Raw genomic sequence first — 14,166 nt, forward strand, 5'->3', positions numbered from 1 at the left:
GTGTGACGGTGGTGTGCCAGGGCCTGCCCGGTGGAGCGTGAATCGGCCAGGCCGCTGCCGTGCGGGAGACCCCGAGGGTAAGCCCCGGGGTCGGCCGAGACCATGGGTTTGCCTAACGAGCCGTCAAACGCCTCACCCGGACGGGATTCCGCATGTCGGGGCAGCACCGCCAGGAGCCTTCCCGGGCCCGGCCCGGGACCTGCGGGGCGTCAGTGGAATGGACCAACGCATACGTGAGCGGCGCGGCCCAACCGGGCCGCGCCGCTCACGTAGTGCCCCTCCGGGGCCGGGGGTCAGCGGGTGCCGACCGCCGCCCGCACCGCCCGCCGCGCCATCTGCGCGTCGTCGTGCAGCCTGCGCAGCAGCAACCGCTGCTCCTCCCCGGGCGTGGGCGCCCCGGGGTGCCCCGCGGCCGGCGGGGTGGCCGGCGCGGGCTCGCGCATGGTCCGCTGCACCGCGGTCTCGTACCGCCGGATCTCGCGGGTGAGCACCAGCATCAGGTTCACCAGGAAGGAGTCCCGCGCGGCGGTGCCCGGTGCCTGGGCGAGCTGGCTGATGTGCCGGCGGGCCACCGGGGCGTCGCCGAGCACCGCCCACAGCGTCGCCAGGTCGTACCCCGGGAGGTACCAGCCGGCGTTGTCCCAGTCCAGCAGCACCGGGCCGGCCGGCGAGAGCAGGACGTTGTTCAACAGGGCGTCGCCGTGGCAGAACTGGCCCTGGGTGTGCGCCAGTCCGTGCAGCAGCTTCTGGAGGTCGCCCAGATCCCGGTCGGTGAGCAGTCCCAGGTCGTGGTAGCGCCCGATCCGGCCCGCGTAGTCCAGCGGGGCGTCGAACAGACCGGCCGGCGGGCGCCAGGAGTTGACCCGGCAGACCGCGCCCAGCGCGGCCCGGACGTCCGCCCGCGGCGGCGCCTCCGAGGGGTGCCGGGCCAGGGCCGCCACCCGGCCGGGCATCCGCTCCAGCACCAGCGTGCAGTTGTCGGGGTCGGCCGCCACCAGCCGCGGCACCCGGACCGGCGGACGGTGCCGGACGAAGGCCCGGTACGCGCTTATTTCCTGCCGGAAGCTGTCGACCCACGAGGGAGAGTGGTCCAGTAAACACTTCGCGACGGCGCTCATCCGTCCGGTCGTCCCCAGGAGCAGCACGGTCCTCCCGCCCCGGCGGAGCACCTGGACCGGGTTGAACTCCGGACAGATGCGGTGCACCGAGGCGACGGCGGCGCGGAGCTGGGCGCCCTGGGGGCCGGACAAGTCGAGTCTCCCGCTGAGCGGTTGGGTGCCCAACCCCTGTGCCCGCCGGTTCCGGCCGCCGGCCAGACCGGTCACCGCCCCCGCGGAGGGGGAGGGATCGAGATACGGCCCGCTGCCGGCAGGGTGCGGGCGGTACGTCCGGGTGGGGGCGGTCACGGCGGACGATGCTGCATACATGGGTGAGACAGATCCCTTCGTGCGCCGACGAGTTGCGTGCGCTCCCGGCCCGGTGGCGGGAACCCGTGAACGGGCCCCGTACAGGCGGCCGTCCGCGGGTCCCCGTGTAGGGCACGCACCCTGGGGAATGCGGTCCCGCCACCGGGCCGGGGGCTGCACACCTACCGAACACGCGGGTGCGGGTGGCAGACCATCTGGCGCACCCTGGCGAACCCTGGCGAATGCTCGCAGCGCACGTCAACGGCCGTTACTGTCAACTCAGTCGAGGAACCTGGGGGCTTGACGTGAGCAGGGAGCCAAACACGCGTCTCGCGGACCTTTTCGGCCTGGCCGGCTGGTCCAAGGGAGAACTCGCGAGGCTGGTCAACCGGCAGGCGGCGGCCATGGGCCATCCGCAGCTGGCGACCGACACCTCGCGGGTGCGGCGCTGGATCGACATGGGGGAGACCCCCAGGGATCCGGTGCCCAAGGTGCTGGCCTCCCTCTTCACCGAGCGCCTCGGCCGTGTCGTAACCACCGAGGACCTCGGGTTCGCCCGGACCGGTCGCGCGGGGAAGCGGCAGGCCATGGACGGTCTGCCGTGGGCGCCCGAGCGGACCGCAGCGGTCCTCACGGAATTCACGGGAATGGACCTCATGCTCAATCGACGCGGCTTGGTGGGGGCCGGCGCGGCGCTCGCCGCGGGTTCCGCACTCACCGGCGCCCTGCACGACTGGCTGCACACCGACCCCGCTCCGCTCGCCCTCCGCCACGACGATCCGCTCGCCCACGAATCCCTGCACGAACTCGACCAGATCGGCCTCGACCGCTACGAGGCGGCCCCCGTGGGGTCGCAGGAGATCGACGCCCTGGAGCACTCCGTCGAGGTGTTCCGCCGCTGGGACGCGGCCCGCGGCGGCGGCCTCCAGCGCAAGGCCGTGGTCGGCCAGCTCAACGAGGTCGGCGGGATGCTCGCCTACCGCCACCCCGAGCACCTCCAGCGCCGGCTCTGGGGTGTGGCGGCCAACCTCGCGGTGCTGGCCGGCTGGATGTCCCACGACGTGGGCCTGGAGCCCACCGCGCAGAAGTACTTCATCATCGCGGCGCACGCGGCCCGCGAGGGGGGCGACCGCCCGCGCGCCGGCGAGGCGCTCTCCCGGGCCGCCCGGCAGATGGTCCACCTGGGCCGCCCGGACGACGCCCTCGACCTGATGAAGCTGGCCAAGTCCGGTTCGGGCCAGGAGACCCTGCCGCGTACCCGCGCCATGCTGCACACCATCGAGGCGTGGGCGCACGCGTCCAAGGGGCACGGCCAGGCGATGCGCCGCACCCTCGGCGAGGCCGAGGAGTTGTTCGTCTCGGACCGGGCCGATGTGCCGCCGCCGGCCTGGATGCAGATGTTCGACGAGGCGGATCTGCACGGCATGCAGGCGCTGGCGTTCCGCACCCTGGCCGAACACGACCCCGCCGCGGCCAAGATGGCACAGAGCCACGCCACGAAGGCGCTCCAACTGCGCAAGACCGGTCATCAGCGGTCGCAGATCTTCGACTACATCTCGATGGCCTCGGCCTGCTTCATCGGCGACGATCCCGAACGGGCCGACCGCTACGCCCGGTTGGCGCTGGTCTGCATCGGGGAGAACTCCTCGCACCGCACCTGGGACCGGCTGCGGGAGATGTTCCGGCTCACCGGGCAGTACGCCGGCTGCGGCAAGATCCAGGACCTCCGCGAGGAGCTCCAGCAGGTCCTGCCGAAGCCGAAGCCCAAGGGGAAGGGCGGGGGCCTGGCGCCGGGCCTCAGGGCGGCCGGGGAGCCGAACTTCGGGATCTGATCCGTGCCGCCCGCCCCCGGGTGCCCACGGGAATCCGCCGGCCAGGCCCGCGCCCGGCCTCGGGACACCGTCCCCCATGTCCGCGGCCCCTGAAGCCCGTTGACGCCCCGCCGACGGCGAAACCGCCCGGCAACGCCTACGACAATCCTGCCGATCACCGAACCCGTAGTCGCACCGTCGATCGGTCCGCCGATGCCGATCGAGTTGCTGACCGTCCCGCCGCCGTCTACCCCGCCCGCCGACCCGCTGATCGACTCCTCAACTGCACGGCCCTCGTTGACACATGGCGTAAACGCCGCAAAAGCGATACGGGTGGCGCGCTGTCATTCCGTAGGGCGCGCCGAGCCCCCGGGGCGGGCGGCGCGGCCGCGGCCGGCCCGCCCCCGACGGCCGCGTCGTCGCGTCAGTCGCCGACCCGGGCGATCAGCACGCAGGCGTCGTCCTCGCGCTCGATGGCGCCGAACTCCTCGACCACCGCGCGGACGCTGTCCTGCGCGCTGCGGGCCGCGGCGAACCGCGGCGCCAGGGCCAGGAGTCGCTCGGTGCCCCCGTGGGCGCTCTCCGGGCCGTGGGTGCGGCGCGGGACCAGGCCGTCGGTGTGCAGCACCAGGAGATCGCCGGGCTCCAGCCGCTCGGTGCGCTGGCCGTAGCTCGCGCCGGAGGTGGCGCCGAGCAGCACGCCTTCCGGCGGGTCCAGCGCGCGCCCCGTGCCGCCGCGGAACAGCAGCGGCGCGGGGTGTCCGGCCTGGGCCCACTCCAGCGTCCGGGTCGCCGGATCGAACTGGCAGCACACCGCGCTGCCCAGTGCCGGCTGGGTGGCGGTGTCCAGCAGTTGGTTGAGGAAGCCCATCAGTTGGCCCGGTCGGTGCCCGGCCACGGCCATCCCGCGCAGCGCGCCGAGCACCATGGCCATTCCTGATGTCGCCGCCACGCCGTGCCCGGTGAGGTCGCCGACGCTCAACAGCGTGCGCCCGTCGGGGAGTTGCAGTGCGTCGTACCAGTCGCCGCCGATCAGGGCGGAGGTGCCGGCGGGCAGATAGCGGCCGGCGAGCTCCAGCGTGACCGGGCCGCTCCCGGGGAACCGCAGCGGGCCGCGCCACGGCGGCAGTACGGCCTCCTGGAGCTCGACCGCGAGCCGGTGCTCGGTCTGTGCGATGTGCTGCTGGCGCTGGAGCGAGTCGCCGGTCTCGCGCACCGCCATCTGACTGCGGCGCAGCTCGCTGACGTCCCGGAGCACGGCCCACATGCAGGCGGTGCCGCCGTCGGCGTCGAGCACCGGTTCGCCGACCATGTGGACCGTGCGGATGCCGGAGTCGGTGCGCACGATGCGGAACTCGCCGTCGATCGGCCGGCCGTCCACCAGGCAGTCGGTGACCATCACGGCCAGCTGCTCCTGGTCGTCGGGGTGTACCAGGGAGGGCAGTTCGTCCAGCGTCAACGGGCCGTCGGTCTCGTCGCGGCCGAACATCGTGAAGAGCTCGTCGGACCAGTTGACCTCGTCGGTGAGCAGATTCCATTCGGCGCTGCCGACCCGGCGCAGCAGTGCGCCGGGCGCGGGCGCCGCCGGTGCGGGCGGGGCGGCCGGCAGTTCGGCGAGCGCCCCCGGCGCCCCGGCGGGCACGGTCGGCAGGCCCTCTCTGAGCTGGTCGAGATGGCCCCCGAGGTCGTCCAGGTGATGGACGGCGAGCTCGCACAGCGCCCGCTGCCAGCGAAGCTGCGGGTCGGCGGCGAGGTCACCGGCCACCGAGGACTCTCTGCGTACCGCGTCGAGGCCACCGCGCAGGGTGCGGGCCTGCGAGATGAGTGCCTCGACCGCGTCGCGCTCGGGGGTCCGATCGGCTGGGTGATCCGCGAAGAGAGGGGGCGGCATGACGTACTCCGTGATCAGGCGGCGCCGGAACGTATGGGCCGGTTACGACTCTTGCACAGGCTGCGACGGTGCGTAAGGGATTTGGCATTACCCGATACGGTGGTGCGACCGGCATATGCCAACGGCTTCCCTTCGGCAACCGGGCCCGAATCGGCGGAATGAAGCGTTCCACGCTAGGCTGCGGCCGCCGTAGAGCTGTCTACCCCACCGATCCACGGGGGGAACGACGCATAGGGCCCGCGGCCACCGGCAAGAATGCCGGTCAGCGGAAATCCCGTTGCCAGCCTGCCCCCCGCACCGGATGCTGACCTCATGTTCGATCCAGACATAGCGCCCAGTGGCACCCTGCTCGGCCTCCTCCAGCGAGGCCGCGGCGACGGGACCCTGCATGCCCTCGCGGCGCCGCGGGCCGAGGCGCTCGCGGCACTCAACGACAGTGTGCTGCGCGACCCGCGCCGGGACTGGCAGGTGGAGAACCGCTCGCTCTACTACGCGCGCCTCTACATGCAGCTCGACGGCGGTCTTGAGGAGATCGAACGCCACCTCTTCCACCCCGACGACCGCACCGACACCGAGGAGGAGCGCACCGGCCTCGCCCTCGCCGTCCTCGGCCACCTCGCCTCCTACGGCAGGGACGCCGCCCGGCTGCTGCTGCGCAGTTACGCCGCGGTCGGCAGCAACTGGCGCTGGGCCCTCGACGAGCTGGCGCTGCGCGACGACGACGCCGGGCTGATGAGCCTGGCCCCCGCCGTGCTGGCCCGTTTCCCCCAGACCGCCCAGGGCGCGGCCGAGTTGGCCGCCGCCGTGCGCGACGCCTTCGAGCCCCGGCCGTGGCGGCTGTGGGCGGAGGACGCCCGTTATGGCGCGCGGTTGGTCGCGGCCAAGGAGGACGGGTCCTTCGGCCGTTGGCAGCGGCAGTTGCGGCCGCGCGGGCCGCGCCCCGGTTGGAGCGTGACCGAGGTGCTGGAGTGGGCCCAGGAGGAGCTCGAACCGCGCCCCGAGGAGCACCGTTATCTCGCCGCCGCCCGTTGCCTGAGCGCCGTCGCCGGTCCCGAGGACCGCGTCGAGCTGCTGCGGGCCGGTCGCGGCGGGCCGGACGCGGCGCGCGCCGCCGTCCTCCACCACCTCGCCGAGCGCGGCGATGCGGCGGTCCTGGACCTCGTCGAGGAGGCCGTCACCGACCCGCTCGCCGCCGAGCCGCTGATCGCCGCCGCGCTCTGCGCGTACGAGCGGATGCGCAGCGTGGCCGCGGTCGAGCGGGCCCGGATCTGGGCGTCGCGCGGCGACCGGCTGGGCGCGTCCGCCGCCGCCATGCTGGCCCGCCGGGGCGCCCGCCGCGACACCGGGCTGGTGCTGGCCGCGCTGCGCCGCACCGTGCGGGAGGAGGGGCCGAACGCCTGCGCGCTGTGGGAGTTGGTGGACGGCGCCGGCCGCCTCAAGATCGCCTGCGCCGCGCCCGTGCTGCGCCACCTCTACCGCGAGACGTCCTCCTCCCAACTGCGCGGCCGGGCCGCCGCCGCGCTCGCCGCGACCGACCCCGGTTTCCCGGCCGGTTTCGCCGTCGAGTGCCTGTGGGACTGCGAGGAGACCACCCGGGAGCTGGCCGCCCGGCACGCGGCCACCGCCGACGACCGGGTCGTCGAGCAGCTCCGCCGGCTGGCCGCCGACCCGGCCGAGGAGGCCGAGGTGCAGACCGCCGTGCGGGCCCGCATCGAGCCGGACGCCCCCGCGGTGTGAGGCGGCCCGGCAGAACCGCCTGACCGGGCGGGTGGGCGAACGCTCATGGGACGTTCGCCGGTTGGAAAGATCCCCTTGGCCCGGTCCACGCACGGCGCGTCGACAACAGCGGTATGCGTGTCGTCCTCGTGACCGAATCCTTCCCGCCCGACGTCAACGGCGTCGCGCACTGCGCCCTCCAGACCGCCCGCCACCTCGTCCGGCGCGGACACGAACCGCTGGTCATCGCGCCGCTGGCGAACTCCGCGCCCGCCGCCGCGCCGTACGCGCAGGAGAGCCCGTGCCCGGTGGTGCGGGTGCCCTCGATGCCGCTGCCCGGATACCCGCAGGTGCGGATCGCGCTCCCGGGGCGGCGACTGACCGCCGCGCTGGACGGGCACCGGCCCGATCTGGTGCACCTGGCGAGCCCGTTCGTCCTGGGGGCGCGGGGGATGGCGGCCGCGGCACGGCGGGGGGTGCCGGCGGTCGCGGTCTACCAGACGGACATGGCCCGGTACGCGCGGACGTACCTGGGGCGCGGCGGGGCGGCGGCCTGGCGGCGGATCCGGGCGGTGCACGCCGCCGCCGACCTGACCCTGGCGCCGTCCAGCGCGGCGCTGTTGGACCTCACCGAGCACGGGGTGCCCCGGGTGCGGCTGTGGCCGCGCGGGGTCGACTCGGAGCGGTTCCATCCGGGGCGCCGGGACGCGGTGCTGCGCAGCTCCCTGTTGGCGGGGCGGGAGTTGTTGGTGGGGTATGTGGGGCGGCTGGCGCCGGAGAAGGACGTGCGGCTGCTGGCCGAGACCTCCCGGCTGCCCGGGGTCCGCACCGTGGTGATCGGCGAGGGGCCCAGCGCCGCCGCACTGCGGTCCCAGTTGCCCGGGGTGCGGTTCCTGGGCCGGCGTACGGGCGACGAACTGGCCCGGCTGCACGCCTCGTTGGACGTCTTCGTGCACACCGGCCCGTTCGAGACGTTCTGCCAGACGGTGCAGGAGGCGATGGCGTCCGGGGTGCCGGTGGTCGCGCCGGCCGCCGGCGGGCCGCTGGACCTCGTCGACCACCGGCGGACCGGGCTGCTGGTCCCGCCCGGGGACGGCGGTGCCCTGCGGGACGCGGTGCGGGCGCTGGGCGGGGACGCGGAGCTGCGGGTGCGGTACGGCGCCGCGGGCCGGCGGGCGGTCGCGACCCGCACCTGGGAGGCGGTCGGCGACCAACTGCTGGGCCACTACGGGGACGTGTTGGCCGACCGGACGGCGGTGGCGGCATGACGGCGCGCCGGGCCCGGGGCGGCCGGGCGGGGCTGCGGATCGTCCGGCTCGCCAACTTCGTCACCCCGGCCTCCGGCGGGCTGCGCACCGCGCTGCGCGAACTGGGCGCCGGCTACCGGGCCGCGGGCCACGAGCCGGTGCTCATCGTGCCGGGCCCGCCGGACGCGCTGGGCCCGCGCGGTATACGGGACGAGGAGACCGCCCAGGGGCGGGTGTTGACCCTCCCCGGGGCGGTGGTGCCGGGCAGCGGCGGCTACCGGGTGCTGACCGACCGCCGCCGGCTCCGCCGCCTGTTGGAGGGGCTGGCCCCGGACCGGTTGGAGGTCTCGGACCGCACCACGCTGCGGTGGACGGGGGAGTGGGCGCGGCGGGCCCGGGTCCCAGCGGTGATGGTGTCGCACGAGAGCGTGGACGGGGTGCTGGCCACCTGGGGCGTGCCGCGCCCGCTGGCCCGTGCCGTCGCCGACCGCGTCAACTCCCGTACCGGGTACGCCTACAGCCGGGTGGTGTGCACGACCGAGTGGGCGGCGGCGGAGTTCGTGCGGGCCGGGGCACGGAACGTGGTGCGGGCCCCGCTCGGCGTCGATCTGGTCGCCCGCCACCCGGAGCTGCACAGCGCCGCGCTGCGCGGTCGGTACGCCGGGCGGCACCGGGTCCTGCTGTTGCTGTGCTCCCGGCTGTCGACGGAGAAGCGGCCGGGACGGGCCCTGGAGGCGCTGGACGCGCTGCGACGGCGGGGCGTTGACGCGGCGCTGGTGGTGGCCGGTGAGGGGCCGCTGCGGGCGCGCCTGGAGGGACGGGCGCGGGCGGCGCGGCAACCGGTGGCGTTCCTGGGGCACCTCGCCGACCCGGCCCGGTTGGCGGCGCTCCAGGCGAGCGCCGATGTGGTCCTGGCTCCGGGGCCGGCCGAGACGTTCGGGCTCGCCGCGCTGGAGGCGCTGGCCTGCGGCACCCCGGTGGTCGCCAGCGCGGCCTCGGCGCTGGCCGGGCTGGTGGCCGACGGCGGGGAGACCGCGCTCGACGACGGACCGTCCTTCGCGGACGCCGTCCAACGGGTGTTGGCGCGGCCGGAGTCGGCGCGCCGGACCGCCGCCCGGCGGTGCGCCGAGAACTACGGCTGGCGGCCCGCGGTGGCCGCCTTCCTGGCCGCCCATGACGCGCCGCGGCCGGCCGGGGCGGAACCCGCGCGCCCGGTGGCGCCCCGGGGCCCGCGGTGACGCCCCGGTTCGTGGCCCTCGGGGACTCGCTCACCGAGGGGCTCGGCGACCCGGTGGCCGGCGGCGGCTGGCGGGGCTGGGCGGCGCTGCTCGCCGAGGCGTTGGGGGAGCGGCCCGGCGGCGTCGCGCTGGTGAACCTGGCGCGCAGCGGCGCATTGGCGGACGAGGTGGCGCGCGAGCAACTGCCGGTGGCGCGCGCGCTCGCGCCGCGCTACGCGTCCCTCCTGGCGGGCGCCAACGACACCCTGCGCGCCGCCTTCGCCATCGAGCGGGTCGCGGCCGCGCTGGACCGGGCGCACGGCGCGCTGAGCGCCGGCGGGACGGTGGTGCTGACCGCGTGCCTGCCCGACCCCGGCCGGATGCTGGGGCTGCCGGCCCCGCTGGCCCGCCCGTTGGCGCGCCGGATGCGGGCCGTCAACACCGTGGTGCACGCGGTCTCCGCGCGCTACGGGGGCGTCCATCTGCACCTCGCCGACCATCCCTGGGTGGCGGAGCGGGCCACCTGGAGCGTGGACCGGCTGCACCCCAGTGAGCGCGGCCACCGGCTGCTGGCCCGCGGCTTCCACACCGTGCTCGCCGCCCGCGATCTGGCCGTCGGACCGCCGCCCCCGCTCACCCTCGACGGCCCGCCGCCGACCCGCACCGGCTCGGCGGTGTGGATGGCGACCCGCGGCACCCGGTGGGTGGCCGACCGGTGCACCGACCTGTTGCCGGGCCTGCTGGCGCTGGCCGTACAGGAGTGCCGGTACGGCCTGGCCGGATCCGTGCGGCTGTTGGACGCGGCGGCCGAGAACGCCACCCGCAGTGCCCTCGCGGCCCTGACCGAGCCGGGCGGCGCTGCGACAATGGCGGGATGACCGGACGCTGGGAGTTCTGGATCGACCGCGGCGGCACCTTCACCGACGTGGTGGGCAGACGGCCGGACGGGCACCTGGTCACCGGCAAGCTGCTCTCCCACCACCCCGAGCGCTACCGGGACGCCGCGGTCGCCGGAATCCGGATGATGTTGGGGCTCGGCCCGGACGAGCCGGTCCCGGCCGAGCGGGTCGCGGTGGTCAAGATGGGCACCACGGTCGCCACCAACGCCCTCCTGGAGCGCACGGGCGAGCCGACGGTGCTGCTGACCACCGCGGGCTTCCGGGACGCGCTGCGGATCGCCTACCAGAACCGGCCGCGGATCTTCGACCGGCGGATCGTGCTGCCGGAGGCGCTCTACGACCGGGTGATCGAGGTGCCGGAACGGGTCGGCGCCCGTGGCGAGCCGCTCCGGCCGCTGGAACGGGCGCCGGTGCGCGAGGAGTTGCGGCGGGCCCGCGCGCGGGGCCTGCGCAGCGCGGCCGTGGTGCTGATGCACGGCTACCGCTACCCGGCGCACGAGCGGGCGGTCGCCGCGCTCGCCAGGGAGGCGGGCTTCACCCAGGTCAGTTGCTCGCACGAGGTCAGTCCGCTGATGAAGCTGGTGGCGCGCGGCGACACCACGGTCGTGGACGCCTACCTCTCGCCGATCCTGGGCCGCTACGTCGCCGAGGTGGCCGCCCAACTCCCCGGAATCCGGCTGCTGTTCATGCAGTCCAACGGGGGGCTACGGGAGGCCGGCCACTTCCGGGGGAAGGACGCGGTGCTGTCCGGCCCGGCGGGCGGGGTGGTCGGCATGGTGCGGACGGCCGCGGAGGCCGCCCGCGCGGACGGCCCGGACGGCCCGGACGGCGGCGCGGACCGGGTGATCGGCTTCGACATGGGCGGCACCTCCACCGATGTCTCGCACTACGCGGGCGAGTTCGAGCGGATCTTCGGCACCGAGGTCGCCGGGGTGCGGATGCGCGCCCCGATGATGAACATCCACACCGTCGCCGCCGGCGGCGGCTCCGTCCTGCACTTCGACGGCCGCCGCTACCGGGTCGGCCCCGACTCCGCCGGCGCGGACCCCGGCCCCGCCTGCTACCGGCGCGGCGGCCCGCTCACCGTCACCGACGCCAACGTGATGCTCGGCCGCATCCAACCCGACCACTTCCCGGCCGTGTTCGGCCCGGACGGCGACCGGCCGCTGGACGCCGGGGTCGTCCGGGAGCGGTTCGCGGAGCTGGCCGCCCGCGCCGCCACGCAGACGGGCGACGACCGCGGCCCGGAGGAGGTCGCCGCCGGCTTCCTGGACATCGCGGTGCTCAACATGGCCAACGCGGTCAAGAAGATCTCCGTCCAGCGCGGCCGGGACATCACCCGTTACACGCTGGTCAGCTTCGGCGGCGCGGGCGGCCAGCACGCCTGCGCGGTCGCCGACGCGCTGGGCGTCGACACCGTCCTGGTGCCGCCGCTGGCCGGGGTGCTCTCCGCGTACGGCATCGGGGTCGCCGACGCCACCGCGATGCGCGAACAGGCCGTCGAGGAGCCGCTGGAGGACGCCGCGGCGATGGCGCGGGTGCGCGCGGTCTGCGCCGACCTCGCCCGGCAGACCCGGCGGGAACTCCTGGCCGACGGCGTGCCGGAGGCGTCGCTCGCCACCCGCGCCCGGGTCCTGGTCCGCTACGCCGGCACCGACTCCACCATCGGTGTGCCGCTCGCCGACGCCGCCACCATGGCCGCGGAGTTCGTCCGGGCGCACCGCGAGCGGTACGCCTTCACCATGGACAAGCCGCTGGTCGCCGAGGCGGTGTCGGTGGAGGCCAGCGGCGCGGCCGGCGGGGCCGCCGACCACGACGTCCAACTGGGCGAGCGGGAGGGCGGGTTGGCGCCGGTCGCGACGGTCCGGATGCACGCCGGTGGGCGGTGGCGGGAGGCCGGTCTCTTCCGCCGCGCCGAGCTGCGGCCCGGCGACACCCTCACCGGCCCGGCGATCATCGCCGAGGAGGACGCCACGACCGTCCTCGATCCCGGATGGCGGGCCACCGTCGGCGCCCGCGGCCACCTGCGGTTGACCCGGGCCCGGCCGCGTCCCGCCCGGACCGCCGTCGGCACCGGTGCCGACCCGGTGATGCTGGAGGTCTTCAACAGCCTCTTCATGGCCATCGCCGAGCAGATGGGCGTCCGCCTGGAGAACACCGCGCACTCCGTCAACATCAAGGAGCGGTTGGACTTCTCCTGCGCGCTCTTCGACGCGACCGGCAACCTGATCGCCAACGCCCCGCACATCCCCGTCCACTTGGGATCGATGGGGGAGTCCATCAAGGAGGTGCTGCGGCGGCGCGGCGAGGACCTGCGGCCCGGTGACGCCTACGCCGTCAACGACCCGTACCACGGCGGCACCCACCTGCCGGACGTCACCGTCATCACCCCCGTCTTCGACACCGGGGGCAGGGAACTGCTGTTCCTCGTCGCCTCCCGCGGCCACCACGCCGAGATCGGCGGCATCACCCCCGGTTCGATGCCCGCGTTCAGCCGCACCATCGAGGAGGAGGGCATCCGCTTCGACAACTGGCTGCTGGTCCGGGACGGACGGCTGCGCGAGCGGGAGACCCGCGCGCTGCTCGCCTCCGGGCTGTACCCCTCGCGCGCCCTGGACGTCAACCTCGCCGACCTGCGCGCCCAGATCGCCGCCAACGAGAAGGGCATCCGCGAACTGCGGCGGATGGTCGAGCAGTTCGGCCTCGACGTCGTGCGGGCCTACATGGGGCACGTCCAGGACAACGCCGAGGAGTCGGTGCGCCGGATCCTCGCCGGGCTGCCGGACGGGCGGTACCGCTACGAGACCGACGGCGGCGCGGAGATCCGCGTCGCGCTGACCGTCGACCGGGCCGCCCGCAGCGCCGTGCTCGACTTCGCCGGCACCTCCCCGCAGTTGCCCGGCAACGCCAACGCGCCCAGCTCGGTGGTGCTGGCCGCGGTGCTGTACGTGCTGCGCACCCTGGTCGCCGAGGACATCCCGCTCAACAGCGGCTGCCTCAAGCCCGTCGAGGTGCGCATCCCGGAGGGCTCGATGCTGGCGCCCGTCTTCCCCGCGGCCACCGTCGCCGGGAACGTGGAGACCTCCCAGGCGGTGACCGGCGCGCTCTACGCGGCGATGGGCGTCCAGGCCGAGGGCTCCGGCACGATGAACAACCTCACCTTCGGCAACGCGCGGGTGCAGTACTACGAGACGGTGGCCAGCGGCGCGGGCGCCGGCGACGGCTTCGACGGGGCGGACGCGGTGCAGACCCACATGACCAACTCCCGGCTCACCGACCCCGAGGTGCTGGAGTGGCGCTATCCGGTCCGCGTCGAGGGCTTCGCGCTGCGCGAGGGCAGCGGCGGCACCGGCCGCTGGCGCGGCGGCCGCGGGGCGGAGCGGCGGCTGCGGTTCCTGGAGCCGATGACCATCGCGCTGCTCACCGGGCACCGCAGGGTGCCGCCCTACGGGATGGCCGGCGGCGGGCCCGGTGCACTGGGCGCCAACTCCCTGGAGCGGGCGGACGGTTCGCACGAGGAGCTGCGGGGCTGCGACACGGCCGAGGTCGGCGTGGACGACGTGCTGGTGATCCGCACGCCGGGGGGCGGGGGGTACGGGGTGGCGTAGTCGGCGGCCCGGTTGCGGACGCCGCGGCGTCCGCAACCGGGCGGGCGGGGTCGGCTGCCGCTACTCCCGGGCGGCGTGGCGGCACGCCTCGAAGGCGAGCGCGGCGGGGACCCAGTCCTTCCGCAACTCGGCGTAGCAGCCCCGCAAGCCTTCGGGGGTGCCCGACGCCCCGATGAGGCAGGCCCGTTCGAGCAGCTCCGGAATCGCGCTGGGATTCTGCTGCAGAACGTGGTAGAAGCAGCTCTGCGGCGACGCGTGGGCGGCCGGGGCGAGGGCCGTGACGCCGCCGAGGGCGAGGGCGAGACCGCTGAGTGCAGCGGCGAGGCGTGGGACGAGGCGCATGGTGGTCATGGTTCCTTCCGTGCGGAGCC

The 14,166-nt window shown here is 75.3% G+C and carries 9 protein-coding genes; 6 read left to right on the forward strand and 3 right to left on the reverse strand.

What is annotated here, in order from left to right; genetic code table 11:
- Window positions 1-293 precede the first annotated feature (293 nt).
- Window positions 294-1,427: an aminoglycoside phosphotransferase family protein gene (locus PV796_RS32725; RefSeq protein WP_274917300.1), complete on the reverse strand. Its 1,134-nt coding sequence runs from the start codon at window positions 1,425-1,427 to the stop codon at window positions 294-296.
- A gap of 284 nt (window positions 1,428-1,711) precedes the next feature.
- Here PV796_RS32725 and PV796_RS32730 point away from each other — a divergent pair, with 284 nt between their 5' ends.
- Window positions 1,712-3,238 carry a DNA-binding protein NsdB gene (locus tag PV796_RS32730; protein ID WP_274917301.1) on the forward strand — a complete coding sequence of 509 codons (1,527 nt, stop codon included), beginning with the start codon at window positions 1,712-1,714 and terminating at the stop codon, window positions 3,236-3,238.
- A 403-nt stretch (window positions 3,239-3,641) separates the two neighbouring features.
- On the opposite strand, the gene PV796_RS32735 is transcribed toward PV796_RS32730, so the two are convergent.
- Entirely contained in the window at window positions 3,642-5,108 is a 1,467-nt protein-coding gene (locus PV796_RS32735) for a PP2C family protein-serine/threonine phosphatase (protein ID WP_274917302.1), read from the reverse strand.
- A gap of 312 nt (window positions 5,109-5,420) precedes the next feature.
- On the opposite strand from PV796_RS32735, the gene PV796_RS32740 reads away from it, so the two are divergent.
- The 5 genes from PV796_RS32740 to PV796_RS32760 all read left to right on the forward strand — a co-directional run bounded on the left by PV796_RS32740 (window position 5,421) and on the right by PV796_RS32760 (window position 13,795).
- The gene (locus PV796_RS32740; RefSeq protein WP_274917304.1) at window positions 5,421-6,845 is read left to right on the forward strand and encodes a HEAT repeat domain-containing protein; all 1,425 of its coding nucleotides are present in this window, start codon (window positions 5,421-5,423) and stop codon (window positions 6,843-6,845) included.
- A 113-nt stretch (window positions 6,846-6,958) separates the two neighbouring features.
- Entirely contained in the window at window positions 6,959-8,092 is a 1,134-nt protein-coding gene (locus PV796_RS32745; protein WP_274917305.1) for a glycosyltransferase family 4 protein, read from the forward strand.
- Window positions 8,089-9,309 (forward strand): glycosyltransferase, encoded by a 1,221-nt coding sequence (locus tag PV796_RS32750; protein ID WP_274917306.1) that lies wholly within the window; start codon window positions 8,089-8,091, stop codon window positions 9,307-9,309. The genes PV796_RS32745 and PV796_RS32750 overlap by 4 nt, the downstream gene beginning before the upstream one ends.
- Window positions 9,306-10,166, forward strand: coding sequence for an SGNH/GDSL hydrolase family protein (locus PV796_RS32755; RefSeq protein ID WP_446750645.1), 861 nt, complete (start codon window positions 9,306-9,308; stop codon window positions 10,164-10,166). Before PV796_RS32750 ends, PV796_RS32755 begins: the two co-directional genes overlap by 4 nt.
- Entirely contained in the window at window positions 10,163-13,795 is a 3,633-nt protein-coding gene (locus PV796_RS32760; RefSeq protein WP_274917308.1) for a hydantoinase B/oxoprolinase family protein, read from the forward strand. Before PV796_RS32755 ends, PV796_RS32760 begins: the two co-directional genes overlap by 4 nt.
- A 60-nt stretch (window positions 13,796-13,855) precedes the next feature.
- Here the strand turns inward: PV796_RS32760 and PV796_RS32765 are convergent, their stop codons facing one another.
- Window positions 13,856-14,146: a hypothetical protein gene (locus tag PV796_RS32765; RefSeq protein WP_274917309.1), complete on the reverse strand. Its 291-nt coding sequence runs from the start codon at window positions 14,144-14,146 to the stop codon at window positions 13,856-13,858.
- Window positions 14,147-14,166: the final 20 nt, after the last annotated feature.

Origin of the sequence: Streptomyces sp. WZ-12 (genome assembly GCF_028898845.1) — a bacterium.
In the GTDB taxonomy this organism is placed as follows: domain Bacteria; phylum Actinomycetota; class Actinomycetes; order Streptomycetales; family Streptomycetaceae; genus Streptomyces.